Annotated in this window: 27 protein-coding genes; 15 read left to right on the top strand and 12 right to left on the bottom strand. The window is 60.8% G+C overall.

The window, feature by feature from the left end:
* Positions 1-20: 20 nt before the first annotated feature.
* From rpmA to JJD66_RS05055, 6 genes are all read left to right on the top strand, one after another.
* The gene (rpmA, locus tag JJD66_RS05030; protein WP_003176049.1) at positions 21-278 is read left to right on the top strand and encodes a 50S ribosomal protein L27; all 258 of its coding nucleotides are present in this window, start codon (positions 21-23) and stop codon (positions 276-278) included.
* Positions 279-470: 192 nt separating this feature from the next.
* Positions 471-1694 carry an Obg family GTPase CgtA gene (gene cgtA, locus JJD66_RS05035; RefSeq protein ID WP_003194084.1) on the top strand — a complete coding sequence of 408 codons (1224 nt, stop codon included), beginning with the start codon at positions 471-473 and terminating at the stop codon, positions 1692-1694.
* A 109-nt stretch (positions 1695-1803) separates the two neighbouring features.
* Positions 1804-2922, top strand: coding sequence for a glutamate 5-kinase (gene proB / locus JJD66_RS05040; RefSeq protein WP_019817476.1), 1119 nt, complete (start codon positions 1804-1806; stop codon positions 2920-2922).
* 16 nt (positions 2923-2938) lie between these two features.
* The gene (locus JJD66_RS05045) at positions 2939-3403 is read left to right on the top strand and encodes a CreA family protein (RefSeq protein ID WP_003194082.1); all 465 of its coding nucleotides are present in this window, start codon (positions 2939-2941) and stop codon (positions 3401-3403) included.
* A 102-nt stretch (positions 3404-3505) separates the two neighbouring features.
* Entirely contained in the window at positions 3506-3988 is a 483-nt protein-coding gene (locus JJD66_RS05050; protein WP_054896977.1) for a glutathione peroxidase, read from the top strand.
* Positions 3989-4173: 185 nt separating this feature from the next.
* Positions 4174-5277 (top strand): NADH:flavin oxidoreductase, encoded by a 1104-nt coding sequence (locus JJD66_RS05055; protein ID WP_200647693.1) that lies wholly within the window; start codon positions 4174-4176, stop codon positions 5275-5277.
* On the opposite strand, the gene JJD66_RS05060 is transcribed toward JJD66_RS05055, so the two are convergent.
* Positions 5246-6448: a glycosyltransferase family 4 protein gene (locus JJD66_RS05060; protein WP_200647694.1), complete on the bottom strand. Its 1203-nt coding sequence runs from the start codon at positions 6446-6448 to the stop codon at positions 5246-5248. The genes JJD66_RS05055 and JJD66_RS05060 overlap by 32 nt on opposite strands.
* Before the next feature lie 54 nt (positions 6449-6502).
* Positions 6503-7267, bottom strand: coding sequence for a sulfate transporter CysZ (gene cysZ, locus JJD66_RS05065; protein WP_054896976.1), 765 nt, complete (start codon positions 7265-7267; stop codon positions 6503-6505).
* A gap of 294 nt (positions 7268-7561) precedes the next feature.
* Here cysZ and trxB point away from each other — a divergent pair, with 294 nt between their 5' ends.
* Entirely contained in the window at positions 7562-8524 is a 963-nt protein-coding gene (trxB, locus tag JJD66_RS05070; RefSeq protein ID WP_010206474.1) for a thioredoxin-disulfide reductase, read from the top strand.
* Positions 8525-8691: 167 nt separating this feature from the next.
* Here trxB and JJD66_RS05075 read toward each other — a convergent pair whose 3' ends face one another.
* Genes JJD66_RS05075 through JJD66_RS05100 form a run of 6 tightly spaced genes read right to left on the bottom strand, consistent with a single transcriptional unit; the run spans position 8692 to position 11615 of the window.
* Positions 8692-9030: a HopJ type III effector protein gene (locus JJD66_RS05075; RefSeq protein ID WP_054896975.1), complete on the bottom strand. Its 339-nt coding sequence runs from the start codon at positions 9028-9030 to the stop codon at positions 8692-8694.
* Positions 9023-9319 carry a DUF1244 domain-containing protein gene (locus tag JJD66_RS05080; RefSeq protein ID WP_032879544.1) on the bottom strand — a complete coding sequence of 99 codons (297 nt, stop codon included), beginning with the start codon at positions 9317-9319 and terminating at the stop codon, positions 9023-9025. Before JJD66_RS05080 ends, JJD66_RS05075 begins: the two co-directional genes overlap by 8 nt.
* 15 nt (positions 9320-9334) lie before the next feature.
* Positions 9335-9706, bottom strand: a complete 372-nt coding sequence (gene folX / locus JJD66_RS05085) for a dihydroneopterin triphosphate 2'-epimerase (RefSeq protein WP_003194073.1) — start codon at positions 9704-9706, stop codon at positions 9335-9337.
* A gap of 2 nt (positions 9707-9708) precedes the next feature.
* On the bottom strand, positions 9709-10269 hold the full coding sequence (gene folE / locus JJD66_RS05090) for a GTP cyclohydrolase I FolE (protein WP_003194072.1): 561 nt from the start codon (positions 10267-10269) through the stop codon (positions 9709-9711).
* Positions 10270-10289: 20 nt separating this feature from the next.
* Positions 10290-11000, bottom strand: a complete 711-nt coding sequence (gene folM, locus JJD66_RS05095; RefSeq protein WP_200647695.1) for a dihydromonapterin reductase — start codon at positions 10998-11000, stop codon at positions 10290-10292.
* A 57-nt stretch (positions 11001-11057) separates the two neighbouring features.
* The gene (locus tag JJD66_RS05100) at positions 11058-11615 is read right to left on the bottom strand and encodes an antibiotic biosynthesis monooxygenase (protein WP_105228414.1); all 558 of its coding nucleotides are present in this window, start codon (positions 11613-11615) and stop codon (positions 11058-11060) included.
* 212 nt (positions 11616-11827) lie between these two features.
* Here JJD66_RS05100 and JJD66_RS05105 point away from each other — a divergent pair, with 212 nt between their 5' ends.
* Positions 11828-12790, top strand: coding sequence for a MerR family transcriptional regulator (locus tag JJD66_RS05105; protein ID WP_198714928.1), 963 nt, complete (start codon positions 11828-11830; stop codon positions 12788-12790).
* Here JJD66_RS05105 and JJD66_RS05110 read toward each other — a convergent pair.
* Positions 12781-13386 carry a hypothetical protein gene (locus tag JJD66_RS05110; protein ID WP_054921549.1) on the bottom strand — a complete coding sequence of 202 codons (606 nt, stop codon included), beginning with the start codon at positions 13384-13386 and terminating at the stop codon, positions 12781-12783. The two genes, JJD66_RS05105 and JJD66_RS05110, sit on opposite strands and share 10 nt — an antisense overlap.
* A gap of 58 nt (positions 13387-13444) precedes the next feature.
* Positions 13445-13912: a PAS domain-containing protein gene (locus JJD66_RS05115; protein WP_198714926.1), complete on the bottom strand. Its 468-nt coding sequence runs from the start codon at positions 13910-13912 to the stop codon at positions 13445-13447.
* A gap of 129 nt (positions 13913-14041) precedes the next feature.
* Here JJD66_RS05115 and JJD66_RS05120 point away from each other — a divergent pair, with 129 nt between their 5' ends.
* The 4 genes from JJD66_RS05120 to JJD66_RS05135 all read left to right on the top strand — a co-directional run bounded on the left by JJD66_RS05120 (position 14042) and on the right by JJD66_RS05135 (position 17387).
* On the top strand, positions 14042-14497 hold the full coding sequence (locus JJD66_RS05120; protein ID WP_200647696.1) for a flavodoxin: 456 nt from the start codon (positions 14042-14044) through the stop codon (positions 14495-14497).
* A gap of 175 nt (positions 14498-14672) precedes the next feature.
* On the top strand, positions 14673-15455 hold the full coding sequence (locus JJD66_RS05125; protein WP_200647697.1) for a class II aldolase/adducin family protein: 783 nt from the start codon (positions 14673-14675) through the stop codon (positions 15453-15455).
* The gene (locus tag JJD66_RS05130; protein ID WP_200647698.1) at positions 15455-16357 is read left to right on the top strand and encodes an alpha/beta fold hydrolase; all 903 of its coding nucleotides are present in this window, start codon (positions 15455-15457) and stop codon (positions 16355-16357) included. Before JJD66_RS05125 ends, JJD66_RS05130 begins: the two co-directional genes overlap by 1 nt.
* Positions 16358-16475: 118 nt before the next feature.
* Positions 16476-17387: an SDR family oxidoreductase gene (locus JJD66_RS05135; protein WP_200647699.1), complete on the top strand. Its 912-nt coding sequence runs from the start codon at positions 16476-16478 to the stop codon at positions 17385-17387.
* A 176-nt stretch (positions 17388-17563) separates the two neighbouring features.
* Here JJD66_RS05135 and JJD66_RS05140 read toward each other — a convergent pair whose 3' ends face one another.
* Entirely contained in the window at positions 17564-17788 is a 225-nt protein-coding gene (locus tag JJD66_RS05140; RefSeq protein ID WP_146120470.1) for a hypothetical protein, read from the bottom strand.
* Between the two features lie 79 nt (positions 17789-17867).
* On the opposite strand from JJD66_RS05140, the gene JJD66_RS05145 reads away from it, so the two are divergent.
* The 3 genes from JJD66_RS05145 (at position 17868) to JJD66_RS05155 (ending at position 24290) form a co-directional block, all read left to right on the top strand.
* On the top strand, positions 17868-19658 hold the full coding sequence (locus tag JJD66_RS05145; RefSeq protein WP_200647700.1) for a DUF1302 domain-containing protein: 1791 nt from the start codon (positions 17868-17870) through the stop codon (positions 19656-19658).
* Positions 19659-19685: 27 nt separating this feature from the next.
* Positions 19686-21044 carry a DUF1329 domain-containing protein gene (locus tag JJD66_RS05150; protein WP_198714922.1) on the top strand — a complete coding sequence of 453 codons (1359 nt, stop codon included), beginning with the start codon at positions 19686-19688 and terminating at the stop codon, positions 21042-21044.
* 750 nt (positions 21045-21794) lie between these two features.
* Positions 21795-24290 carry a helix-turn-helix transcriptional regulator gene (locus JJD66_RS05155; protein WP_200647701.1) on the top strand — a complete coding sequence of 832 codons (2496 nt, stop codon included), beginning with the start codon at positions 21795-21797 and terminating at the stop codon, positions 24288-24290.
* Here JJD66_RS05155 and JJD66_RS05160 read toward each other — a convergent pair.
* Positions 24287-25162, bottom strand: coding sequence for a helix-turn-helix domain-containing protein (locus JJD66_RS05160; protein WP_200647702.1), 876 nt, complete (start codon positions 25160-25162; stop codon positions 24287-24289). The two genes, JJD66_RS05155 and JJD66_RS05160, sit on opposite strands and share 4 nt — an antisense overlap.
* Positions 25163-25242: the final 80 nt, after the last annotated feature.

Consider the following 25242-nt stretch of genomic DNA (forward strand, 5'->3'; position numbering starts at 1 on the left):
CTCACTAGGAGAATTGACTCATGGCACACAAAAAAGCTGGTGGTAGTACCCGTAACGGTCGCGACTCAGAAGCCAAACGCCTTGGCGTGAAGATGTATGGCGGCCAGAAAATCATTCCGGGCAACATCATCGTGCGTCAGCGCGGCACCCAATTCCACGCCGGTTACGGTGTTGGCATGGGTAAAGATCACACCCTCTTCGCTAAAATCGAAGGCGTGATCAAGTTCGAAGTAAAGGGCGCGTTCAACCGCCGTTACGTGAGCGTTGTCGCAGCTTAATTGCGAGATCGCTGGAAAAGCCCTGTCTTGCGACGGGGCTTTTTCGTTTGTGGAGTGAGTCTCTTGCAAAGCTGTTTGTGATGAGCTCAGGCGCAGGTTTGCGGTCGCTGATTGAGGTCGCTGCGCTCATTTTTGCAAGAGTCTTATGTCTTGGTTTCTTAAGCTCGTCCATGCGGCGAGAGGCGTTTTGTTATGAAGTTCGTTGATGAAGTTTCCATCCGAGTAAAAGCAGGCGACGGCGGTAACGGTTGCATGAGTTTCCGTCGCGAAAAATTCATCGAAAACGGTGGTCCAAACGGCGGTGACGGCGGTGACGGCGGTTCCATCTACATGATGGCCGACGAAAACCTCAACACCCTGGTCGACTACCGTTACACCCGGCACTTCGATGCCGAGCGTGGCTCCAACGGCGGCAGCACCGACTGCACCGGCAAAAAAGGTGAAGACCTGGTACTGCGCGTACCGGTCGGTACCACGATCATCGACTCTGCGACCCAGGAAGTGATTGGCGACCTGACCAAGGCCGGCCAGAAGCTGATGGTTGTGCAGGGCGGTTGGCATGGTCTGGGTAACACCCGATTCAAGTCCAGTACCAACCGTGCACCGCGCCAGACCACGCCGGGCAAGCCGGGCGAGCAGCGCGACCTGAAGCTGGAAATGAAAGTACTGGCGGACGTGGGCCTGCTGGGCCTGCCGAACGCGGGTAAAAGTACCTTCATTCGCTCGGTGTCGGCTGCCAAGCCGAAAGTCGCCGACTACCCGTTCACCACCCTGGTGCCAAACCTGGGTGTGGTCAGCGTCGACCGCTGGAAGAGCTTCGTGGTTGCCGACATTCCCGGCTTGATCGAAGGCGCTTCCGACGGTGCTGGCCTGGGCATCCGCTTCCTCAAGCACTTGTCCCGCACCCGTTTGCTGCTGCACCTCGTCGACATGGCGCCGCTGGATGACACCAGTGCCGCCGATGCTGCCGAAGTCATCGTCAGCGAACTGACCAAGTTCAGCCCGGCCCTGGCCGAGCGCGATCGCTGGTTGGTACTGAACAAGTGCGACCAGATACTTGAAGAAGAGCACGAAGAGCGCGTCAAGGAGATCGTTGATCGCCTGGAGTGGGAAGGTCCGGTCTACGTCATCTCGGCCATCGCCAAAGAAGGCACCGAGCGCCTGACCCGCGACATCATGCGTTACCTGGAAGACCGTGCCGACCGCCTGGCGGCCGACCCGGTGTACAAGGCCGAACTCGCCGAACTCGACCAGCAGATCGAAGACGAGGCCCGTGCCCAGTTGCAGGCCCTGGACGACCAGCGTGCCCTGCGTCGCAGCGGCGTGAAGTCGGTCCACGACATCGGCGACGATGATTGGGACGAAGAAGACGTGGATGATGAAGACGGTCCGGAAATCATTTACGTGCGTGACTGATCCGTTGCGATAAACTTGAACGCCGCTCCCTGGAGCGGCGTTTTGGTATCCGGGTATAACGTTATGGGCAGCGCTGGGTCGCGCGGCCCCCACTCTAAGGTTGAAGATGATGCGGAGCAAAGTGACAGGTGCGCAGCGCTGGGTCGTGAAAATCGGCAGTGCGCTGTTGACGGCGGATGGCAAAGGTCTGGATCGCGCAGCCATGAGCGTCTGGGTCGAGCAGATGGTGGCCTTGCATGAAGCAGGCGTTGAGTTGGTGCTGGTGTCGTCCGGAGCGGTTGCCGCCGGGATGAGCCGCCTCGGCTGGACCGCGCGACCCAGCGCGATGCACGAACTGCAAGCCGCTGCCGCCATCGGCCAGATGGGCCTGGTGCAAGCCTGGGAGTCCAGCTTTGCCGAGCACGGCCGCCACACGGCGCAGGTGTTGCTGACCCACGACGACCTGTCCGACCGCAAGCGCTACCTCAACGCCCGCAGCACCTTGCGCGCGCTGGTGGAGCTCAAGGTCATCCCGGTCATCAACGAGAACGATACTGTGGTCACCGACGAAATCCGCTTCGGTGACAACGACACCCTGGCCGCCCTGGTGGCCAACCTGGTAGAGGCTGACCTGTTGGTGATCCTCACCGACCGCGATGGCATGTTCGACGCCGACCCGCGCAACAACCCCGATGCCCAGCTTATCTATGAAGCCCGCGCCGACGACCCGGCGCTGGATGCGGTCGCCGGCAGTGTCGGCGGTGCCCTGGGCCGCGGTGGCATGCAGACCAAGCTGCGCGCCGCGCGCCTGGCGGCGCGTTCGGGGGCCCACACCATCATCGTCGGCGGGCGCCTGGAGCGCGTGCTTGATCGCCTCAAGGCGGGTGAGCGCATTGGCACGCTGTTGTCGCCGGAGCGCGGCATGCTGGCGGCGCGCAAGCAATGGCTGGCCGGTCATCTGCAAACCCGTGGCACGCTGGTGCTGGACGCGGGGGCCGTATCGGCCTTGTCCCAAGGCAACAAGAGCTTGCTGCCGGTGGGTGTGAAGTTGGTGCAGGGCAGCTTCCGCCGTGGCGAGATGGTGGTGTGCGTTGCGCCAGACGGTCGTGAGATTGCGCGCGGCCTGGCCAATTACAGCGCCCTGGAAGCACAGAAGATTATTGGACAATCTTCCGACGCCATTGTCGGACTCTTGGGTTATATGGCGGAACCGGAACTGGTTCACCGCGACAACCTGATCCTGGTTTAACCATAGGAAATACACGATGCGCGTGATGAAGGGATTGCTCGGCCTGCTGTTGGCCATGCCGCTGCTGGCTTCGGCCGAAGAAGTCGGCCAGGTGTCGACGGTGTTCAAGTTCGTCGGCCCCAACGACCGGATTGTGGTTGAGGCGTTTGACGACCCCAAGGTCGATGGCGTGACCTGCTACTTGTCGCGTGCCAAGACCGGCGGGGTAAAGGGCGGCCTGGGCCTGGCTGAAGACCGTGCCGAAGCCTCGATCGCTTGCCGCCAGGTGGGCCCCATCCACTTCAAGGGTGAGCTCAAGGACGGCGACGAAGTGTTCAAGGAGCGCACCTCGCTGGTGTTCAAGACCATGCAGGTGGTGCGTTTCCTCGACAAGAAGCGCAACACCCTGGTGTATCTGGTCTATAGCGACCGTTTGATCGAAGGCAGCCCGCAGAATGCGGTGACGGCAATTCCGATTCTGCCCTGGCCGACCGCTCAGTAACCTGCAGGCGAGTTTTGTCACCGGCGTCTATGATTGCAGCTTTGCCGGTTGTAAGCTCCGAAGGGCTGCAATGCAAAGAACATGGGATATCTGGAGTTCGTCATGAGTGCTTTCCACGATCTGAAACTCAAAGCTCTGGACGGACAAGCGCTACCGCTGGCGCCTTTCAAGGGCCAAGTTGTGCTGGTGGTGAATGTGGCGTCCAAATGTGGTTTGACCCCGCAATACGCGGCGTTGGAAAACCTCTATCAGCAGTACAAGGACCAAGGGTTCACAGTGCTCGGCTTGCCATGCAACCAGTTTGCAGGCCAGGAGCCGGGCACCGAGGAGCAGATTCAGCAGTTCTGCAGCCTGAACTACGGCGTGACCTTTCCACTGGGCAGCAAGATCGAGGTCAATGGGCCTGATCGGCACCAGTTGTACCGTTTGCTGGCGGGCGAGGGCGCTGAATTCCCCGGCGATATCACCTGGAACTTCGAGAAATTCCTGTTGGGTAAGGATGGCCGGGTACTTGCGCGTTTTTCGCCGCGTACGCCTCCGGAAGACCCCTCCATCATCCAGGCCATCGAAAAAGCCCTGAGCTGACGTCAGTGAAGGCCTATCGTTCCTACGCTCTGCGTTGATCGTTCCCACGCTCTGCGTGGGAATGCCACCCTGGGCGCTCCGCGTCCCGCTTTTACCCCTTAATCATTTAGATCAATAGTGCTACTCAGCGCTGCAAGCTCTCCATATTATCTGCATCATAAATTCACTCTCCCGTGGAGCGTTCCATGCCCGTCCAAGCCTTGTTCAAACCCTTCCAGCTCGGTGCATTGCAGCTGTCGACCCGCGTGGTCATGGCGCCCATGACTCGCTCGTTCTCCCCAGGCGGCGTGCCCAATTCCAAAGTCATTGAGTACTACCGCCGCCGTGCCGCTGCCGGTGTGGGTTTGATCATCACTGAAGGCACCGTGGTCGGGCACCCTGCCTCCAACGGCTACCCCAACGTGCCGCATTTCTACGGTGAAGCCGCCTTGGCTGGCTGGAAGAAAGTGGTCGATGCAGTCCACGCCGAAGGCGGCAAGATTGTCCCGCAGCTGTGGCATGTGGGCAGTGTGCGCCGTATCGGCACCGAACCTGACGCCAGCGTGCCGGCTTATGGCCCGATGGAAAAGCTCAAGGACGGCAATGTCGTTGTGCACGGCATGACCAAACAGGACATCAAGGACGTGATCAACGCCTTCGCCCAGGCCGCCAAGGATGCCCAGGCCATCGGCATGGACGGCGTGGAAATCCACGGTGCCCACGGCTACCTCGTGGACCAGTTCTTCTGGGAAGGCAGCAACCAGCGCACCGACGAATACGGTGGCAGCCTGGCCAACCGTTCGCGCTTCGCCATTGAGCTGATCCAGGCCACCCGCGCCGCTGTCGGCCCGGACTTTCCGATCATCTTGCGTTTCTCCCAGTGGAAGCAGCAGGACTACACCGCGCGCCTGGTGCAAACCCCTGAGGCGTTGGGTGAGTTTCTCAAGCCACTGTCTGACGCTGGCGTGGATATTTTCCACTGCTCCACCCGTCGTTTCTGGGAGCCGGAATTTGAAGGCTCCGACCTTAACCTGGCCGGTTGGACGCGTCAGCTCACCGGTAAGCCAACCATCACGGTAGGCAGCGTGGGCCTGGATGGCGAGTTCCTGCAGTTCATGGTCAACACCGACAAAGTTGCCCAGCCTGCCAGCCTGGAGAAACTGCTGGAGCGCCTGAACAACGATGAGTTCGACCTCGTGGCAGTGGGCCGTGCCTTGCTGGTGGACCCGGATTGGGCGGTGAAGGTGCGCGAAGGGCGCGAGAGTGACATCTTGCCCTTCAGTCGTGAGGCGTTGATGACTCTGGTGTGAGCGGTAAGAGGGCGGGCACCGGTTGGCCGTCCTCGCATACCCCGCGCAACTGGCGCTCGAACTGCTCGACAATCGCCGGCCAGCCCTGACGGCTGGCATGTTGTCGGGCATTCAAGCGCACTCTGCGCAACGTTTCGCGCTCCTCCAGCAGCCAGATGGCCGCGTCGCAAAATGCTTCTTCATCCCCAGGCATCGCCAGTGCGCCGCTATAGCCATGGCGCAAATGCTGGCTCGCGGCGGCCTGGTCGTAAGCCACCACGCCCAGGCCAGACGCCATCGCTTCGAGCACCACATTGCCGAAGGTTTCGGTCAGGCTGGGGAACAGGAACAAATCCCCTGAGGCGTAATGCCTTGCCAGCTCTTCGCCGCGCTGCGTTCCGCAGAACACTGCATCGGGCAAATCGTGTTCCAGCGACGAGCGCTGGGGGCCATCACCGACCACAATCAGCTTCATCCGCCGCATTGGATAGGCAGCCTGCAAGGCATCAAAGCAGCGCTTGAGCAGCCTCAGGTTCTTCTCTTGGGCCAGGCGTCCCACATGCAGCACGGCAATATCGTGGTTCTCCAACCCCCACTTTTCACGCATGGCGTTACCGCGTTTGGCCGGGTGGAACAATTGGCTGTCGACACCCCGGGATAACATATCCAGACGCTCAAAATGCCGGCGCTCCAGCTCCAGGCGCTGACTGGCGCTCGGTACCAGGGTCAGGCTCGAGCGGTTATGAAACCAGCGCAGGTAATGGGTGACCACGCGGCTCAACAGGCTCAAGCCATACTGGTTCGAATACTGCTGAAAGTTGGTATGAAAGCCGCTGACTACGCCGATCCCCAGGCGCCGCGCAGCGCGCAGCGCCGAGAGCCCCAGCGGCCCTTCCGTGGCGATATACAGCACATCCGGGCGTTGGCGCGTCCAGCGGCGCAGCAACTTGCGCATTGACGATTGGCCCCATTGCAAGCCTGGATAGCCCGGCAGTGGCCAGCCGCGGCACAGCAGCAGTTCATCGTCGCTGGAGCGGTTTTGGTCGGCACTCTGGCGTGGGCGTACCAGCTCGACCTGATGGCCGCGTGAACGCAACCCCTCACACAGGCGGCCAAGGGTATTGGCCACCCCGTTGATTTCCGGCGGGAAGGTTTCGGTAATGAGGGTGATGTGAAGCGAGGCTGTCGTCATGACCCACAGTGTCGGCGTGGGCCATGTCGCCATTGTGTCAGTGCGATGATGGATTTATGACTTGGCCACCGCCGGCTGCGCCATCGCCTCGGCGCCTTGCTCCCGCACCCAGAACAACGTCGCCCCGGCCACCGCCGCTGGCATCATCAACAGGTTGACCACTGGCACCAGCAATACCAGGTAGACAATGCCGCCAAAACTCATGCTCTGCCAGCGTTTCTGGCGCAGCCACGCGAGCATTTCGTTCCAGCCCAGCTTGTGGTTGTCGGCCGGGTAGTCGATGTACTGGATCGCCATCATCCACACGCCAAATAGCAGCCACAACGGCGCCGCGATCAGGTTGACCACCGGGATGAACGACAGGATGAACAGGCCGATGGCACGTGGCAGGAAGTAACCCAGCTTGCGCATCTCCCGCGCCAGGGTGCGCGGGACCATGGCAGCCAGCTCACCCCAACTGAACGGCGGGAAGTCGTCGGTGCCACGTACCACGACCTCGACCTTCTCGGCGAGAAACCCGTTGAACGGCGCGGCGATAATATTGGCGAGCATGGTGAAGGTGAAAAACACCATCAGCACCACCAGCACGACAAACAGCGGCCACAACAGGTAATTCAAAAAGCCTAGCCAGTGGGGCAGCGTCGGCATCAAGCTGTCGACCCACAGGCTGAACTGATGGCCGGCGAAATAGATCAACCCGACGAACAGCACCAGGTTGATCGCCAACGGCAACAGCACAAACAGGCGCAGGCCGGGGCTCAATACCAGTTTGAGGCCTTCACGCAGGTATTGCGGGCCGGAAAGGGCAGGGGCGGGCATGGGGTACTCCGAGTAAAATGGCGAACGCGCCGACCTTACCGGCTTTGCACCTGATGTGAAAGCGCGGGCAGGTAGGCGACATCCAGGGTTACAAAGGTGTCGATTAGCTTGATTGCACGCATAGAGAACACCTATGAGCTGGATTGTTATTGCGTATTTCCTTAATCTTGCCCCCCTCGATACGCTGCACCCATTATTTTTCAGGACCTGGCGAGTCAAAGCCTTCCCCAAGTGCTTCGCGGTCCTTTTTTATTCCCGCCGCCCTGTGGTCCGGGCGGTCGGTAGGAGTGAGTCATGTCTGATACCCGTCATTCCCGAGTGATTATTCTCGGTTCCGGCCCTGCCGGTTACAGCGCCGCTGTCTACGCTGCCCGGGCCAATCTCAAGCCGCTGCTGATCACTGGCATGCAGGCGGGCGGTCAGTTGACCACCACTACTGAAGTCGACAACTGGCCGGGCGATGTCCATGGCTTGACCGGCCCGGTGCTCATGGAGCGTATGAAAGAGCACGCCGAGCGCTTTGAAACCGAGATCGTCTTCGACCATATCAACCAGGTCGACTTCTCGAAAAAGCCTTACAGCCTGACCGGTGACAGCGGTGTGTACACCTGCGATGCGCTGATCATTGCCACCGGTGCCAGTGCGCGTTACCTGGGCCTGCCGTCGGAAGAAGCGTTCATGGGCAAGGGTGTTTCCGCCTGCGCCACTTGCGATGGTTTCTTCTACCGCAACAAGCCGGTTGCCGTGGTCGGCGGTGGCAACACCGCCGTGGAAGAGGCGCTGTACCTGGCCAACATCGCCAGCACCGTGACCCTGGTTCACCGCCGCGAGACCTTCCGCGCCGAGAAGATCCTGATCGACAAGCTGCACGCCCGTGTCGCTGAAGGCAAGATCATCCTCAAGCTCAACGCCACCCTGGATGAAGTCCTGGGCGACAACATGGGTGTGACCGGTGCCCGTCTGAAAAACAACGACGGCAGCTTCGACGAACTGAAAGTCGACGGCGTGTTCATCGCTATCGGCCACACCCCGAACACCTCGCTGTTCGAAGGCGTGCTGGAAGCCAAAGACGGGTACCTGGTGGTGCAGGGCGGCCGTGAAGGCAATGCAACTGCGACCAACATCGAAGGCATCTTCGCTGCTGGCGACGTGGCAGACCACGTTTACCGCCAGGCCATCACCTCGGCCGGCGCCGGTTGTATGGCGGCCCTGGATGCCGAGCGTTACCTCGACGGTTTGAAGGACGCTTCGTTCTAAACCCGTTGACTCAAAAAAACCGGCGAAAGCCGGTTTTTTTATGCCTGCGATCTAACCTACTCCGCTAAACAAATGTGGGAGCTGGCTTGCCTGCGATAGCGGTGTGACAGTCACCACCGCCATCGCGGGCAAGCCGGCTCCCACATTGAGCGGGGTTGGTTATTAAGTCAGCGGCGAGTCAGAGGCTGTTCCGCAAACTTCACTGCGGCCAGCCCATGGGCAATCAGCGCTCGGATATTGCCATGGTCGCTGCCCTCAGGCGTCGCCACCACCGACCGGTAATGCTCACCAAACGCCAGCAGTGCTTCCTTATCACTCAACCCTTCCAGCAGCGCCAAACCCAGGGTCTTGCACGACCCTTCATTCTGCCCAGCGGCATTTTCCACACCGCCGTTGATGAAAGCTTGCGGCTGGTAGTCGTAACCCGCCGCGACGAACGCCAAGGTATCGGCAAAGGCGTGTTCGCCGCTGTTAAGGCTGGCGCGCAGGGTGTTCAAATCAGTCATGAGGCTTTCCTTTGGCGAACGCGGCCTGTTGGTCGGCGTTGGCTTCTTGCTGGTATTGGGCTTTCCACTCGGCGTACGGCATGCCGTACACCACTTCACGGGCGTCATCGAGGCTGACCTCGATCTGGCGTTCGTCGGCCTCGGCCTTGTACCACTTGGACAGGCAGTTACGGCAGAAGCCGGCGAGGTTCATCAGGTCGATATTCTGCACATCCTTGCGGCTGTCCAGATGGGCCACCAATCGGCGAAAGGCGGCGGCTTCGAGTTCGAGGCGTTGTTGGTCGTTCATAGGGCTCACTTAGTATCAGCGGCTGGCGGCCAGAGTGATCGAAACCGACTCGGCAAAGCGCAGCGCGTGGGGCTTGTCCACTTCGACTTCGGCGTACAGCACCGATTCGTTGCTCATCACCAGGTCCAGCAATTCCTGGGTCAGGCGCTCCAGCAGGGCAAAGCGATTGCCTTCGACGTGAGCGATGATGGCCTTGGTGATGGTGCGGTAGTTCAGGGCGTGGTCGATATCGTTGTCTCGCACGGCTTCCTGGGCGGCATACAGGATGGTCAGGTTGATCAGCACATCCTGCTTGTTGAGGATTTCGTCCTCGTTGATGCCGATAAAGGTGCGCAGGCACAGGTCCTTGACCCGGATACGCGCCATGCCTGGTTGAAGTTGTGGCATTGCTACTTGCTCCGTCCAATCAGTTGCAGGAACTCCATGCGGGTGGTGTTCGACTCGCGAAAGGCGCCGAGCATCACCGAGGTGTTCATGGTTGAATTCTGTTTCTCCACGCCGCGCATCATCATGCACATGTGCTTGGCTTCGATCACCACCGCCACGCCGGCGGCCTGGGTCACGTCCTGGATGGCGTCGGCGATTTGCCGCGTGAGGTTTTCCTGGATCTGCAGGCGCCGGGCGAACATGTCGACAATGCGCGCCAGTTTTGACAGGCCCAGCACCTTGCCGGTCGGAATATAGGCCACATGGGCCTTGCCGATGAAGGGCAGCAGGTGATGCTCGCACAACGAATACAACTCGATGTCCTTGAGGATCACCATCTCGTCATTGTCGGACGCGAACAGCGCGCCGTTGACGATTTCCTCCAGATTCTGCTCATAGCCATGACACAGGTACTGCATGGCCTTGGCCGCGCGCTTGGGCGTATCGAGCAGGCCCTCGCGCTGCGGGTCTTCGCCCAGGCCCTTGAGGATCTCGCGGTAGTGGTGGGGCAGGGATAAGGTCATACAACATCCTCGTAAACGGCTTACTTGATATGCCGCCCACCGTTGACGGTCAGGGTGGTACCGGTGACATAGGGATTGTCCAGCAGGTAACGCACGCTCTGGTAGATCACCTCGGGCCCGGGTTCGATGCCCAAGGCCGACTTGGCCAGGACCTTGGCGCGATAGGCCGCGTCATCGTCTTCGTTGAACATCACCATCGCCGGTGCGATGCCGTTGACCTTGATCAGCGGCGCGAACTGTGCGGCAAACGATAACGTGAGGCTGTCGAGCCCGGCCTTGGTGGCGCAATAGGCGATGTGCTGCCGGCTGCCCTTGCGCACCACGTCATCGCTGATATGCACGATATCGGCGGGTGTCGAGCGGTGCAGCAAAGGTGAACAATGCAGGTTGATCAGGTACGGCGCAAGCATGTGCACGCTGAACATGTCGATAAAGGCACGGCTTTCGTCGCCCGGGGTTTCGGCGACCCAGGCTGAAGCGTTGTGGATGATCGCTCGCAGGCTTTGAGTATGGGTTTTTACTGTGGCAATGAAAGCCAGTACGCCGGCTTCGCTGGAGAAGTCGGCAAACACGCCGACGGCGCCCCGTTCACGCAGCGCCTGCACGCCAGGGCGTTCGCTGCGGTAGCTGAAAATTACCGATTGGCCCTCATCTAGCAGGCGCTGGGCACAATGCAGGCCGACACGCTGGCCGGCACCGGTGATCAGGATCGGAGCGTTGGTTGCATTCATGGGAGGCTCAAGTCGCTGGCAGGCTCAAACTATACCAGCGCCCCGGCCTCCCTGTACTCAAGCGGCGGCTTCAGTGACTTTGCGAGGGGGCGAAGGGTGCAGCCAGTTCGCCAGTAGATGGGTCGACAGCGGTATAAAAAGGTAAACCATCAGCGGGGTCAGGGCTGCGGTGCTGACCAGTACGCGGCTGAACAGGTCCAACTCGTTGAGCAGCGGCCCCAGGCCGAAGTTGAACAGCAACGATACCGGGAAGAAAGCCAACCAGATGGCCACCGCCTGTTTCCAGCGTGGCGGGCGGGCACCCGCTGCGCCGAACCAGCCATCGATACCGCTGACACGGTGTTCCGACGGGTTGGCAAATAGCTCGCTGCCACGGCTCAGCCACGCGCTGCGCGAAGCGGAAAACTCCCATGCGTGCAGGGTTTTTTCATCGGCGAAGCGGAAGATGATCTGGAATTCATCATCATGGGGTGGTGGCGCCAGCACGCCGGAGCCCAGGTAACCGGGGAAGTCAGTCGCCAATTGCTCGCCTTCGCGCAGCCAGGCCATCAGTTCTTCGTAGCGACCTTTGGCCACGCGGCGCGCAACCATCAAGGTGACGGGTGAGGTAGACATCGTATATCTCCAAATCAGCAAGTGCGCCGAGCCGGGTAGGCGGCGCACGAACGAAGCTGCGGGGTGGTGCAGCAACGCAAAAGAACAGGCAAGGATTATTCCGGTTTTGCCCAAATACGCCAGAAACTTCGGATGGATCGCCGTAGATCTTGAATCATGCAGTTCAATCGGCGTTAATAGTATTCAAATTCATACAAATTTCTTGACCGCTGATGCCCGAAATCACTGCGCCTCTTCGCGATCCGACACCCGACAGCCACATTGACTGCGAGGGCCTGTTTCCGATTCGTGAAGTGGCAAGACTCACAGGTGTAAACCCGGTGACGTTGCGTGCGTGGGAGCGTCGCTACGGTTTGATCCAGCCTGTACGCACCGAAAGTGGGCACAGGCTTTACTCAAGCACCGATATCGAAACCGTGCACCGCATCCTCGACTGGATCGAGCGTGGCGTAGCGGTGAGCAAAGTCGGCAAGCTTTTGGCGCGCGACCCACAGCCCAACGAGCCGGCTACAGCGTCACGCAGCGATACCGAGCTGGAGTGGCGCCAATGGCAGGCGCAACTGCGGCAGGCCATCAGTGCCTTTGATGATCGTGAGCTCGACCGGTTGTACGGTCAGATCTTCAGCGTCTATTCGACGACCGTGGTGTTCCAGGACATTTTGGTTCCGCTGTGGCAGCAATTGTTACGTCACCAAGGCCGCTTTGGCCAAGCCAGCGAGTGGCTGTTCTTCGACAATTTCCTGCGCTCGCGCGTCGCACGGTGCCTGCAGATGGCCTGTGCCTCGCCAGTGCCCAGGGTGTTGCTCTCAGCCATTGCCGGAGAGTGCCGTGAGCTGGAGTTGCTGGTGGCGGGCTTGTTGATGTCGAGCGAGAAACTGGCGGTCAAGGTCCTGGGCGTTGGCCAGCCACTGGATGAGTTGACGCTGATCTGCGAGCGCACTCGGCCGCAAGCCCTGGTGCTGTTTTCCAATCATGCCCCTGGCGCAGAGTTGGCGTCGCGGCTCAATCGCCTGGCCTTCACCCTCGATTGTCCGTTATTGCTGGCTGGTGAGGCGTCGGACCTGGCGGAACACAGCCTGGCAGGTTCGTCGATTGGTTGCCTGGGCAATGACGGACGCTGGATGCCGCGCCGCTTGCAGCAACTGCTCAGCGGCCATCTGGAGTCTCAGGCATGAACGTGAGGATGGACCAGGCGGTGCTGGTGCAGGATGAACTGGCGTAACCGTTCGATCTCATCAGCATCGCTTTGGCTCAGGCGGTAGGCGAACAGGCCGCGGGCGGTTACCCGCTCCAGCGTACCGCGCAGGGCGATGCGTTCGTAGCCGGAAGGGCTGAACCACAGGGAAAACGTCTTGGGCGGTTTGACCCGGCCACGCACCTCTACCAGCACCCCTTTGAATGACACTTCGTGCACCCACAGCGCGCTGGAGTAGCCCTTGATGTTTTCCAGCGCCACCGGCGTTTCAAGCGCCAGGCGCCACGGGCGGATCATCGGCCCATCTTCAAAAATGCTCGGTACGCCCAGGCGCAAATGCACAGCATGAAACTCATCTTCCACCAGGTGCAACGGGAAGGTGAGTTGCTGGTTGTCGAACTGCGCCTGGATGGTGACCTGGTCGTGAGCCGCTAGCCGCGTGAGCAAATCGCGAATCTGTGCCCCGCCATTAACCGTCAGGCTCGACCATGCATCCCGCAGGTTGAGCTGCGGGTTGTGCTGCATGTCCTGGATAAAATCCAGCTCGTCCTGCGTCAATAGCGTGTCGCGTTGCATTGATCTGGCTCAAGGCTGAGGCATTAAAAAGCCATTATCGCTCTAAAGACCGCGTTTTTTACAGTTTGTTAAATCCACTCGTCGCCTTGAGTGCGGCGAGCTCGCTCTTGAGCTCGGCCAACTGGGCTTCCAGTTGGGCGACACGCTGTTGTGCCTTGACTTGAGTGGTGACGTCTTTCTGCACCCCGACGAAATAGGTTTGCTTGTCGACCCCGTTGTACACGGTTGAAAGCGATAGCTCGTTCCAGAAAGGCGTGCCATCCTTGCGGTAGTTGCGCAGGATTTCTCGGCAGGCGCCGCCGCTGTCGAGCGCATCACGAATGGCGATCAGGGCCGGTTGGTCGCGGTCGCCCGCCTGCAGGAAGCGGCAGTCCTGATAGAGGATCTCGTCCAGCGTGTAGCCAGTCATCCTTTCGAAGGCCGGGTTGACGTAGATCAGTGGTTTTTCCCGGCCTTCGCGCTCGGCAACAACGATTCCGTCGTTGGACGCATTGACGACCATTTGCAGCAGTTTGGCGTTAATCATAGAGCGGTCCATGGCCTGGTTTTGACCTTGCCAGTTTATGGCAAGTCTGGAATGTTGCACGGTGCGCACTGAAATATTGGCACAGGCTGCTAATATCCCACGCTTTCACTCAACTACAGGATCAGATTGATGAAAGTCGCCATCCTCTCCGGCTCGGTCTACGGTACGGCTGAAGAAGTCGCTCGCCACGCGGAAGAAATCCTCAAGGACGCAGGTTTCAACGCCTGGCACAACGCGCGTGCCACGCTGTCAGACGTGCAGGCCTTTGCTCCCGATGCATTCCTGGCAGTGACCTCGACCACCGGCATGGGCGAGCTGCCCGACAATCTGCAGCCTCTGTACTCAACCATCCGCGACCAACTGCCCGCCGCCTGGCGCGGCCTGCCGGGAGCGGTCATCGGCCTGGGCGACGCCAGCTATGGCGATACCTTCTGTGGCGGCGGTGAACAAATGCGCGAATTGTTCGCCGAACTGGGCATCCGCGAAGTGCAGCCGATGCTGCGCCTGGACGCCAGCGAAAGCGTCACCCCGGAAGCTGACGCCGAGCCTTGGCTGGCCGAATTGATCACCGCGCTGCGCGGTTGAACCCCAGGGAGCGCCGTTATTGACGGCGCTTGTTTGACACGTATTTGTACTATTCTCTTGACTGACTCGCTCAGTCATCAAGCTGGCTGCCAAGGAAACTCCTTGCGCCTCGGCGTCTGACTAGACTGGCTCTCACTTTAGACACCATAAGAAGTGCGCCAAGGAGGTCATTGCCATGAGCCTAGCCCCTGCACCATCGCCACAAAACGTCAAAGCCCAGGTCAGCGCCGCCGAATGGCAAACCCGCGTGGACCTCGCGGCCTGCTATCGCCTGGTGGCCATGCACGGCTGGGATGACCTGATCTTCACGCATATTTCGGCCAAGGTGCCGGGCACTGAAGATTTCCTGATCAACCCTTATGGGCTGATGTTCCATGAGATCACCGCGTCGAGCCTGGTCAAGGTTGACCAGGCTGGCAATAAGCAAATGGACAGCCCCTACGAGATCAATCCTGCGGGCTACACCATCCACAGCGCCATCCACGAAGTGCGCCACGACGTGACCTGCGTGCTGCACACTCACACCGCTGCCGGCGTGGCGGTGTGTGCACAAAAGCAGGGTGTATTGCCCATCAGCCAGCAATCGCTGTTTGTGCTGTCCAACCTGGGCTATCACGCCTATGAGGGCGTGGCGCTCAATCACGAGGAAAAGGCCCGCCTGCAAGCGGATCTGGGCCAGAACAATTTCCTGATGCTGCACAACCACGGCCTGCTGACCTGCGCCGGCACCATCGCCGACACCTTCCTGATGATGTTCACCTTCCAGCGCGCCTGCGAGATTCAGGTACTGGCCCAAAGCGGCGGCACCGAGTTGATCGCCATCGAGCCGCAGATTCTCGCCGGTGCCAAGGCGATGGTGGCAGCTGTCACAAAAAGCGCCCAAGGTATGGGCGGTGCGCTGGCCTGGCCGGCACTGCTGCGCAAATTGGATAATCAGGACCCCGGGTATAAAAGCTGATGCCACTCGCCGAGATACCGCTCAGAGCCTGGCGCAAGCGCGGCCAGGACTTCGTCTTTCGTGGCCACACCGTGCGGTATTGGGTGGCCGGGCAGGGCGAGCCGTTGCTGCTGATTCATGGTTTCCCCACGGCCAGTTGGGACTGGCACTACCTGTGGCAACCCCTGGCCCAGCGCAACCTGGTGATTGCCTGCGACATGCTCGGCTTTGGCGACTCGGCCAAACCTTTGGACCACGACTATTGCCTGTTGGAACAGGCCGATCTGCAACAGGCGCTGCTTGAGCACCTGCGCGTAGAGCAGCCGGTGCATGTGTTGGCTCATGACTACGGCGACAGTGTCGCCCAGGAATTATTGGCCCGGCATTACGAGGGCCGGTTCCAGATGGCGAGCTGTGTATTTCTCAACGGCGGGCTGTTTCCGGAAACCCATCGGCCGGCGCTGGTGCAAAAGCTACTGCTCAGCCCGTTGGGCTGGATGATCGGTCGGGCCTTTGGGCGCAATGCCTTGGCCAGCAGTTTCAACCAGATCTTCGGCCCCCAGACGCGGCCCAGTGAAAGCGTGCTGGATGATTTCTGGAGTTTGATCAGTTGCAACGACGGCCCGCGTATCCTGCACAAACTGATCGCCTACATCCCCCAGCGCCGTCGTCTGCGTGAGCGCTGGCTCACGGCCATGCAGCGAGGCGAAGTGCCGCTGCGGGTGATCGACGGCGAAGTAGACCCGATTTCCGGGGCTCATATGGTCGAGCGCTATCGCCAACTGGTGCCCCAGCCCGACACGATAAGACTGGCCAATATTGGCCATTACCCGCAGATCGAGGCGCCGGTCCAGGTGCTCAAGCATTACCGGGCGTTTCGTGAGCGCATCGGCCAGCCTTCACCGCGTGCGGCCTATTCCTGAGCCTGCGCATCATCCCGCTGCCTTATCAAGCACCATTCAGCCCTGGCCGTCTTTATTGTGACCAAAGGCTGCTTGCGTGACACTCTGCCTATTCCCATTGTCGCCAGCGGAGTTCGGTATGAGTGAGTCAGTGCAGTTCCAGGATAAGGTGGTGATCGTCACCGGCGCCGGTGGTGGCTTGGGCCAGGCCCATGCGCTGCTGTTCGCCAGGCACGGAGCCAGAGTGCTGGTCAACGACCTGGGGGGCTCAACCCAAGGCGAGGGCGCCAACGCCTCGGCGGCCGACCGGGTGGTTGCACAGATTCGAGCGGCGGGCGGCATTGCGGAAGCCAACCATGACTCCGTCACCGACGGCGACAAGATCGTACAGAACGCCCTGGATGTCTTCGGCCGGGTCGACGTGGTGGTCAACAACGCCGGCATCCTGCGCGATAAGACCTTCCATAAAATGGATGACAGCGACTGGGACCTGGTTTACCGGGTGCACGTCGAAGGGGCCTACAAAGTCACCCGCGCCGCCTGGCCGCATTTGCGCGAGCAGGGTTATGGCCGGGTGATCTTCACGGCGTCGACGTCTGGTATTTACGGCAACTTTGGCCAGTCCAACTACGGCATGGCCAAGTTGGGCCTGTATGGCTTGACCCGCACCCTGGCGCTGGAAGGGCGCAAGAACAACATCCTGGTCAACGTGATTGCTCCCACCGGTGGCACACGCATGACCGAAGGGCTGATCCCGCCGCAGGTGTTCGAGCGCCTCAAGCCGGAACTGGTCAGCCCACTGGTGGTGTACCTGGGCAGTGACGCCTGTGAGGAAACCGCAGGCTTGTTTGAAGTGGGGGGCGGCTGGATCGGCAAGACCCGTTGGGAGCGCAGCCTGGGTGTGGGTTTTGATCCCGAGGCCGGTTTTTCGCCGGAGGATGTGGCCGCGCACTGGCAGCAGATCTGCGATTTCGAAGGGGCTGCGCACCCCAAGGACAATATCGAGGCACTGAAGGAAATGATGGCCAACTTGCAGAAGTTCAGCCTCTGATCATTGCCGGTAAATCAATGAATCCCACGGGGCGTCGATGACGCCCCGTTTTATTGCAGGCATAAAAAAGGCCGCTGCATAGGCAGCGGCCGAAGTAAGACGTTGGATCAAGGAGCGACAAATCAACGTCAGTGAACACCGGGAACAGACTGATTACAGGATCAATCCGTTATAAATCAGCTTTTCTCTCCAATGCGGGAGCGGGCCGTTTGCCCTGAAAGCCAGGCAAGAATAGTCGGTTGTAACAGAATGAGTAATAGCAGTTCGGGACAAGGACTGTTACCAAATCGACAATAATTGCCCGGCACCATCGATGCCTCTGGTAAGCCTTCATCCATCGCATGCATGGCCCGGTCCAGCGCCCGGCCAGCGAACCCCGTCATCCTTTCGAGCGACAACACGAATACCTCCTTGGTGCGCTTATCGCCCCTCAAGGGCGGCAGTAGGGTGGGGCCTTCTGTCACTCACCGGGGAAGACGCATGACAAAAACAATAATGCGCGCCATCTTCACGCCACAGGCGCTGGCCACTGCGGTTGCGCTGGGCTGCTGTGCCCAGGCGCAGGCTGTTTCGTTCAATATCGGCGAGATCGAAGGGCAATTCGACTCCTCGCTGTCGGTCGGCGCCAGTTGGGGCAGGCGCGATGCCGACAAAAGCCTGGTCGGCACGGTCAATGGCGGGACGGGCCAGGCGTCCACCGGAGATGACGGGCGCCTCAACTTCAAGAAGGGCGAGACCTTCTCCAAGATCTTCAAGGGGCTGCACGACCTTGAGTTGAAGTACGGCGACACCGGCGTTTTCGTGCGTGGCAAGTATTGGTACGACTTCGAGCTCAAGGACGAAGACCGCGAGTTCAAGCCCATCAGCGACCACAACCGCAAGGAAGGCGCCAAGTCCAGCGGTGCGCAGATCCTCGATGCCTTCGTCTACCACAACTACTCCCTGGGCGACCTGCCCGGCACCGTGCGCGCCGGCAAGCAGGTGGTCAGTTGGGGCGAAAGTACCTTCATCGGTAACTCCATCAACAGCATCAACCCGATCGACGTGTCGGCGTTCCGCAGGCCCGGTGCCGAGATCAAGGAAGGCTTGATCCCGGTGAACATGCTGTTTGCCTCCCAGAGCCTGACCAATCAACTGACCGTGGAAGGTTTCTATCAACTGGAATGGGACCAGACGGTGCTCGACAACTGCGGCACCTTCTTCGGCGGGGACGTGGCGGCGGACGGTTGCACCAATAATTACACCGTGGGCAGCCCGGCGATCCGACCGCTGCAACCGGTGGCGGCTGCCTTTGGCCAAGGGTTTGGCGTGACCAATGAAGGTGTGATTGTGCGGCGTGCCGGTGACCGCGATGCGCGCGACTCCGGCCAGTTCGGCGCAGCCCTGCGCTGGCTGGGCGATGACACTGAATACGGCCTGTACTTCATGAACTACCACAGTCGCACACCGACCGTCGGCACCCTGACCGCCAATACCAACCTGGCCACCATCGGGCGCATCATCAACACCGCCAACGCCCTGGCGCCCGGTTCCGGGGGCGGTTTGGCGCAAAGCACCATGCTCGGCCGCGGCCAGTACTACCTGGATTACCCGGAAGACATCCGCCTGTTCGGCGCCAGTTTCTCCACCACCTTGCCCACGGGCACGGCGTGGACCGGCGAAATCAGCTATCGGCCCAATGCGCCGGTGCAACTCAACACCACTGACCTGACCCTGGCCCTGGTCAACCCCATTGCGGGCCAACTCGCCTCACCCATCCGCAGCAATTTCGGCGATGACAACAAAGGCTATCGCCGCAAGGAAATCACCCAGATCCAGAGCACCATGACCCAGTTCTTCGACCAGGTACTGGGCGCCGAGCGCCTGACCCTGGTGGGTGAAGCGGCGGTGGTGCACGTCGCCGGCCTGGAAGACAAAACCAAACTGCGCTATGGCAGAGACTCGGTGTACGGCGCCTACGGTTTTCAAGGTGACACCGACGGTTTCGTCACCTCCACCTCCTGGGGCTACCGGGCGCGGGCGATCCTTGACTACAACAATGCGATTGCCGGTGTGAACCTCAAGCCCAACCTGTCCTGGTCCCATGACGTCGCGGGCTACGGCCCCAACGGCCTGTTCAACAAAGGCGCCAAGGCCATCAGCGTCGGCGTGGATGCGGACTATCGCAGCACCTACACCGCAAGCCTGAGCTACACCGACTTTTTTGGCGGTGACTACAACACCCTGACCGACCGTGACTTCCTCGCCCTCAGCTTCGGCGTGAACTTCTGATCTGGCTTAAAAGAAGGACAAGACCCTATGCGTAAGATGATTGCAGTGTTGGCCCTGAGCGTATTGGCCGCCAACGTAATGGCGGCGGTATCGCCCGAAGAAGCAGCCAAGCTCGGCACTTCCCTGACCCCGGTCGGCGCCGAAAAAGCCGGCAATGCCGATGGCTCGATCCCGGCCTGGACCGGTGGCATCCCCAAAAACGCCGGCACGGTGGACAGCAAGGGCTTCCTCTCCGACCCCTTCGCTAACGAAAAACCGCTGTTCGTGATCACCGCCGCCACGGTGGACAAGTACAAGGACAAACTCTCCGACGGCCAGGTGGCGATGTTCAAGCGCTACCCCGAGACCTACAAGATCCCGGTGTACCCCAGCCACCGCACGGTCAACTTGCCGGCGGACATTTACGAGTCGATCAAGCGCAGCGCCCTGAATGTGAAGGCGATCAACGATGGCAACGGCCTGGAGAACTTCACCGGCAACCGTTACTACGCGTTTCCTATCCCCAAGAATGGCGTGGAGGTGCTGTGGAATCACATCACCCGTTACCACGGCGGCAACCTGCGGCGCATCATCACCCAGGCCACGCCCCAGACCAATGGCAGCTACACGCCGATCCGTTTCGAAGAAGAAGTAGCGGTGCCGCAAGCCATCCCGGATATCGACCCGGCCAAGGCCGCCAACGTGCTCAGCTATTTCAAGCAATCGGTCACCGCGCCGGCGCGGCTGGCGGGCAACGTGCTGCTGGTGCATGAAACCCTCGACCAGGTGAAGGAACCGCGCCTGGCCTGGATCTACAACGCAGGCCAGCGCCGTGTGCGGCGTGCACCGCAGGTGTCCTACGACGGTCCGGGTACCGCCTCCGACGGCCTGCGCACAACCGACAACTTCGACATGTTCTCCGGCGCGCCCGACCGTTATGACTGGAAACTGGTGGGCAAGAAGGAGATGTACATCCCCTACAACAGCTACAAGCTCGATTCGCCGAGCCTCAAGTACGACGACATCATCAAGGCCGGGCATATCAACCAGGACCTGACCCGTTACGAGTTGCACCGCGTGTGGGAAGTGGTCGGCACCGTCAAGCCCAGCGAGCGGCACATCTATGCCAAACGCCATATGTTCATCGACGAAGACAGCTGGCAAGTCGCCCTGGTGGACCACTACGACGGCCGCGGCCAACTGTGGCGCGTTGCCGAAGGCCATGCGCAGTTCTATTACGACCACCAGGTGCCGGCCTACACCGTGGAAACCCTGTACGACCTGATTGCAGGGCGCTACATCGCGCTGGGCATGAAGAACGAAGAGAAAAGCAGCTTCGTGTTCGGCTTCGCGGCCAAAGCGGCGGACTACACCCCGGCTGCACTGAGAGCGGAGGGCGTTCGCTGATTCCACACTGAAATGAGGTTGAAAATGTGGGAGCTGACTTGCCTGCGATAGCGGTGGGCCAGGCCGCTCATCGATTGCTGTTGCACCGCCATCGCAGCATAGATATCTACACAACTTCGGCACGACGCTAAATCTGTGGCGAGGGAGCTTGCTCCCGTGACGGCCTGGCAGCCGACACAGATATAACTGATGCCCCGCGATCCAATGTGGGAGCTGGCTTGCCTGCGAAGACGGCCTGACAGTCAACACAGTTGGACCGTGTAGATATCCATTCCTGCGGTAACGGCCACTTAGGGTTCCGCCCTGACGGCGGCTCACTTTCGAAAAGCGCGAAAGTAAGCAAAGCGCTCTTGCCCCACCACTCGGCACCTCGCTTAGGCTCGGTGTGCCCGTAATCCGCCAGTGATTTGGGGGCCGCCGCCACGCGCCATCCATGGCGCGGGGCGGCTAAACCGGCATCCCTGCCGGTTTACCCCCCAAATCCCTGTCGAATTCCGGCCAGCGTGGTTTAACGGGGCGCCTAAGATCAAAAGCAGATCAAGATCAAGAGCGGCTCGCTTCGCATCGTGGTTACCGTTGAGCTAACAGAGTTATGTAGATACCTATGGCCATCGCAGGCAAGCCAGCTCCCACACTGAAGGGCGTATACCTTGGTTTTTATGGTCTTCAATCAACCCGCTGAATACTTCTTCAACAACCGCCAACCACAGGTCTAGGGTGACGCAACGATAAAAACAGCAGGATGCAGCAATGACCGCCATGACCCGCTGCCTGGACCGTCCTGGATTTATGCCACGGCTGTCCGCCCACCATGCGTTGCGTGCGCGGCTGACTGTGCCTCTGCTGACGGCGCAGGCGCGGGTAAGGTTGCTGTGCGCACCGGGCGGCAGTGGCAAGAGCGCGTTGCTCGCCGAGTGTGCGTTGCAGGCGCCGAAGGGGTGTCAGGTGGTGTGGATGCCACTCAACGGTGCCGCGCTCAGCCCCTTGGAATTCTGCGCACGGCTGGCGCAGCAGCTTGGCTTGCCGTTTGTGGATGAAGCCACGTTATTGCTCGACTTGGGCCGTTGGCCACACACCACGTGGTTGTTTCTGGATGATTTCTGTCGCTCACCTGCGCCTGAGCTGGATGCGCTGCTGGACCGTTTGCTCGCCGCTGGCAGCCCGCAGTTGACCTGGTGGCTGGGCGCGCGACGGCGCCCGTTGTGCAATTGGCCACGCCTGTTGCTCGACGATGAGTTGCTGGAGTGCAGCGAGTTTTTTTTCAGCGCTGAGGAAGTCGAGCAACTGCTCGCCCCGGGGCATACCGTCGACAGCGTGATGCAGTTCAGCGCCGGCTGGTGCGCCGGTGTGCGTATCGCCTTGTTGGGCGACGGCCACCCCGACAAGACCCTGCTCGATTACCTGCAGCATGAGCTGTTCAACACCTTGTCGGCGCCATTGGCTGAGGCCTGGCGCGTGTTGGCCCATCTGCCGCGTTTCAACCTGAACCTGTGTGAGTACTTGTTCGGTGGTGGTGACGGCGCTGAGCATTTGCGCGAATTGCAGACACTGGGTGCGTTTATCCAGCCCTGGGAAGACACCAGCGACTGGCTTCACATTTTCCCACCGTTGGCGCGACTGCTGCGCGACGAACCCTGGCCGGCCAAGCGCTCTTGGCATCGCCGCGCCTGCCAATGGTTCAGCGCCGAGCTCGACTGGCAAGCAGCCTTCGAGCAGGCGTTGCTGGCGCAGGAATATGAAGTGGCGGTGAGCCTGTTGCAGCACTTCAGTTTCGAGGATTTGTTTCGCCAGCAGAACGCCGTGCTGCTGTTGCGCCTGCATGAACAGCAGGGCGATGAATTGATGTTGGGGTCGACGCAACTGGTGGGCCTGCTCACGGCCGCGTTGTTGTTTGCCGGGCGCTTCGAACAGGCGGCCTTGTGCATCGACCAACTGGCCCGGTTCGCCCCGCAACCGACGGCCGCCGCGCAGCGTTATCTGCTGGCGCGCTGGCAGGCGCAGTGGGGCTGGTTGCTGCATTTGAGCGGCGACGCCGAACGCTCCCGCGAGCACTTTCTCGAAGCCCTGCAAGCGTTGCCCGACAGCGCCTGGACATCGCGCCTGATGTGCCTCTCGGGTCTGACCCAGCAAGCCTTGCTGCGCGGTGAGTTGGAGGCCGCCCAACGCTTGAACCGTGAAGCGCTGTGCCTGGCCCGGGTCCACGGTTCGCTGGTATTGGAGGCCCTGCTGGAGTTGGACCACGCCCAATTGCTGGAGCAGCGTGGCGCGCCGTACCGGGCGCAAAGCCTGCTGGAAACGGTGCAAGCGATGTTGGCCGGGCAACGGCTCAACGCCGGGCCGTTGGTGGGGCGTATTGTTCTGCGCCGCGGGCATCTGGCCTTGCGTCAGGGCCAGGACGGCCTGGCCGCCGAATGTTTCGAGGCCGGCTTGAGCATGTGCCTGCAGAGCCAGGACAAGCGCGTTCTGTACGGCTTTCTGGGCCTGGCGCTATTGGCGGCCAATCGTGGTGACTACGCCCAGGCCTTCATTCAATTACGCGACGCCGAACGCCTGATGCAGCAGCGCCATGTGCCCGACACGGTGTACCGTGCGGTACTGCTGTTGGTCAGTGGGCACTTCTGGTTGCAGCAAGGCCGCGCCGAATTGACGGTGCAAGCCGTGCGCCGGGTGTTGCGCCACTTTCGCGGGCCTTGCGCCAAGCAGGCACCGCCTGCCACCTTGGAGCTGATCCCGCGCCTGGAATATTTGCTGGTGCTGGCCGAGGTCAAGCTGGGCTGTGCCGAGCAACCTATCGCACGGCTCAATGCCTTGCTCGACACTTCACGGCAACGCGGCATGCTATGCCTTGAAACCGAATTGCACCTGGTGCTGGGTGAAGTGACCTGGCAGCTTGGCGACCCGGCGTTGGCGCGCCGGTCGCTGCAAGCTGGCTTGGCGCTGGCAGAGCGTTGCCAGGTGCAGCAGGCGGTCCGCGAGTTGCGTTTACGCGCCCCGGGACTTTTGAGTGAGCTGGGCCTGGAGCCCCAGGCCGCGCCTGCCGGGGTGGCGCAGAACCCGCTGAGCCAGCGTGAGCTGGAGGTGTTGCAACTGATCGCCCTGGGCAACTCCAACCTGGAAATCGCTGATCGCCTGTATATCTCCCTGCATACCGTCAAGACACATGCGCGGCGTATCCACAGCAAACTCGGGGTAGAGCGACGCACCCAGGCGGTGGCCAAGGCGAAGACGTTGGGCTTGATGGTCTAGGCGCAGAATGCCTGGCGGTATTGGCCCGGCGTGGCGCCCATGGCGTGGCGAAAGCGCTGGTTGAAATGGCTGGCGCTGGAAAAACCGCACAGCAAGGCCAGCTCACTGATCGGCAAAACGCTGCTGCGCAGCAGGTTTTTCGCTCGCGCCAGACGCCGGGCCAGCAGGTATTGATGGGGCGGCACGCCGAAGCTTTGGCGGAACATTCGGGCGAAATGGTATTCGGACAGCGCGCACATGGCGGCCAACTGGCCGAGGCTGATGGCGTCTTCCATATGTTGGTCGATGTATTCCACCAACCGCCGCCGTTGGTGCGCGGCCAACCCGCCTTTCAAGCGCAAGCCTTCGCGGGCGCCGACCTGGCTGAGCAAGGTATGGCTGAGCAGTTCGTGGGCCAGGCTGCTGGTCAGCAGGCGCTCGCCGGGCTCGTGCCAGCTGAGGCTGACCAACTGGTGAAAACGCCTGGCCTGGAAGGGGTCTTCAAGGAAGGTGCCCTCGCGCAAGTGCAGCTCCCGTGGCTCACGGTCCAGCAGGGTGACGCAGCCGAGGGCAAATTGTTCCGGGCTGAAATACAGGTGGGCCAGGCGAATATCGCCATTGATCACCCAGGCCGACTGATGCTCGGCCGGCAGGATGCACAGTTTGTCGGGGCCGCCCTTGAGGCCCGGCTGATCACGCCGAAAGGTGCCCGTGCCACCGCCGATGTAGCAGGACAAGGTGTGATGGCTGGGGGCCTGGTAATCCTGGGCGTCATGGTGGTTGCTCCACACGGCCGCAGCCAACCCGTCACCGAGCTCGGCGCAGGCTTGCAGGCGTGCGTGGGGCGAGCGGTTGAGGGCTTGGAAGACGTGCAGCGATTGCAGCTCTGGCATGGTGTGTTCTCCGACACCCTGCATCCTACGCTCCACGGCTGGCGCTGTGAGCCCATCGCCCGACAAAAGCGCAAGAATGT

The sequence above is a fragment of the Pseudomonas sp. MF6751 genome, from assembly GCF_016613265.1.
Taxonomy (GTDB): domain Bacteria; phylum Pseudomonadota; class Gammaproteobacteria; order Pseudomonadales; family Pseudomonadaceae; genus Aquipseudomonas; species Aquipseudomonas fluorescens_BV.

What these genes read in the sequence shown, in the direction of transcription:
- rpmA (WP_003176049.1), top strand. Translation starts at nt 21, where the DNA reads ATGGCACACAAAAAAGCTGGTGGTAGTACCCGTAACGGTCGCGACTCA.
- cgtA (WP_003194084.1), top strand. Translation starts at nt 471, where the DNA reads ATGAAGTTCGTTGATGAAGTTTCCATCCGAGTAAAAGCAGGCGACGGC.
- proB (WP_019817476.1), top strand. Translation starts at nt 1,804, where the DNA reads ATGCGGAGCAAAGTGACAGGTGCGCAGCGCTGGGTCGTGAAAATCGGC.
- JJD66_RS05045 (WP_003194082.1), top strand. Translation starts at nt 2,939, where the DNA reads ATGCGCGTGATGAAGGGATTGCTCGGCCTGCTGTTGGCCATGCCGCTG.
- JJD66_RS05050 (WP_054896977.1), top strand. Translation starts at nt 3,506, where the DNA reads ATGAGTGCTTTCCACGATCTGAAACTCAAAGCTCTGGACGGACAAGCG.
- JJD66_RS05055 (WP_200647693.1), top strand. Translation starts at nt 4,174, where the DNA reads ATGCCCGTCCAAGCCTTGTTCAAACCCTTCCAGCTCGGTGCATTGCAG.
- JJD66_RS05060 (WP_200647694.1), bottom strand. Translation starts at nt 6,448, where the DNA reads ATGACGACAGCCTCGCTTCACATCACCCTCATTACCGAAACCTTCCCG.
- cysZ (WP_054896976.1), bottom strand. Translation starts at nt 7,267, where the DNA reads ATGCCCGCCCCTGCCCTTTCCGGCCCGCAATACCTGCGTGAAGGCCTC.
- trxB (WP_010206474.1), top strand. Translation starts at nt 7,562, where the DNA reads ATGTCTGATACCCGTCATTCCCGAGTGATTATTCTCGGTTCCGGCCCT.
- JJD66_RS05075 (WP_054896975.1), bottom strand. Translation starts at nt 9,030, where the DNA reads ATGACTGATTTGAACACCCTGCGCGCCAGCCTTAACAGCGGCGAACAC.
- JJD66_RS05080 (WP_032879544.1), bottom strand. Translation starts at nt 9,319, where the DNA reads ATGAACGACCAACAACGCCTCGAACTCGAAGCCGCCGCCTTTCGCCGA.
- folX (WP_003194073.1), bottom strand. Translation starts at nt 9,706, where the DNA reads ATGCCACAACTTCAACCAGGCATGGCGCGTATCCGGGTCAAGGACCTG.
- folE (WP_003194072.1), bottom strand. Translation starts at nt 10,269, where the DNA reads ATGACCTTATCCCTGCCCCACCACTACCGCGAGATCCTCAAGGGCCTG.
- folM (WP_200647695.1), bottom strand. Translation starts at nt 11,000, where the DNA reads ATGAATGCAACCAACGCTCCGATCCTGATCACCGGTGCCGGCCAGCGT.
- JJD66_RS05100 (WP_105228414.1), bottom strand. Translation starts at nt 11,615, where the DNA reads ATGTCTACCTCACCCGTCACCTTGATGGTTGCGCGCCGCGTGGCCAAA.
- JJD66_RS05105 (WP_198714928.1), top strand. Translation starts at nt 11,828, where the DNA reads ATGCCCGAAATCACTGCGCCTCTTCGCGATCCGACACCCGACAGCCAC.
- JJD66_RS05110 (WP_054921549.1), bottom strand. Translation starts at nt 13,386, where the DNA reads ATGCAACGCGACACGCTATTGACGCAGGACGAGCTGGATTTTATCCAG.
- JJD66_RS05115 (WP_198714926.1), bottom strand. Translation starts at nt 13,912, where the DNA reads ATGATTAACGCCAAACTGCTGCAAATGGTCGTCAATGCGTCCAACGAC.
- JJD66_RS05120 (WP_200647696.1), top strand. Translation starts at nt 14,042, where the DNA reads ATGAAAGTCGCCATCCTCTCCGGCTCGGTCTACGGTACGGCTGAAGAA.
- JJD66_RS05125 (WP_200647697.1), top strand. Translation starts at nt 14,673, where the DNA reads ATGAGCCTAGCCCCTGCACCATCGCCACAAAACGTCAAAGCCCAGGTC.
- JJD66_RS05130 (WP_200647698.1), top strand. Translation starts at nt 15,455, where the DNA reads ATGCCACTCGCCGAGATACCGCTCAGAGCCTGGCGCAAGCGCGGCCAG.
- JJD66_RS05135 (WP_200647699.1), top strand. Translation starts at nt 16,476, where the DNA reads ATGAGTGAGTCAGTGCAGTTCCAGGATAAGGTGGTGATCGTCACCGGC.
- JJD66_RS05145 (WP_200647700.1), top strand. Translation starts at nt 17,868, where the DNA reads ATGACAAAAACAATAATGCGCGCCATCTTCACGCCACAGGCGCTGGCC.
- JJD66_RS05150 (WP_198714922.1), top strand. Translation starts at nt 19,686, where the DNA reads ATGCGTAAGATGATTGCAGTGTTGGCCCTGAGCGTATTGGCCGCCAAC.
- JJD66_RS05155 (WP_200647701.1), top strand. Translation starts at nt 21,795, where the DNA reads ATGACCGCCATGACCCGCTGCCTGGACCGTCCTGGATTTATGCCACGG.
- JJD66_RS05160 (WP_200647702.1), bottom strand. Translation starts at nt 25,162, where the DNA reads ATGCCAGAGCTGCAATCGCTGCACGTCTTCCAAGCCCTCAACCGCTCG.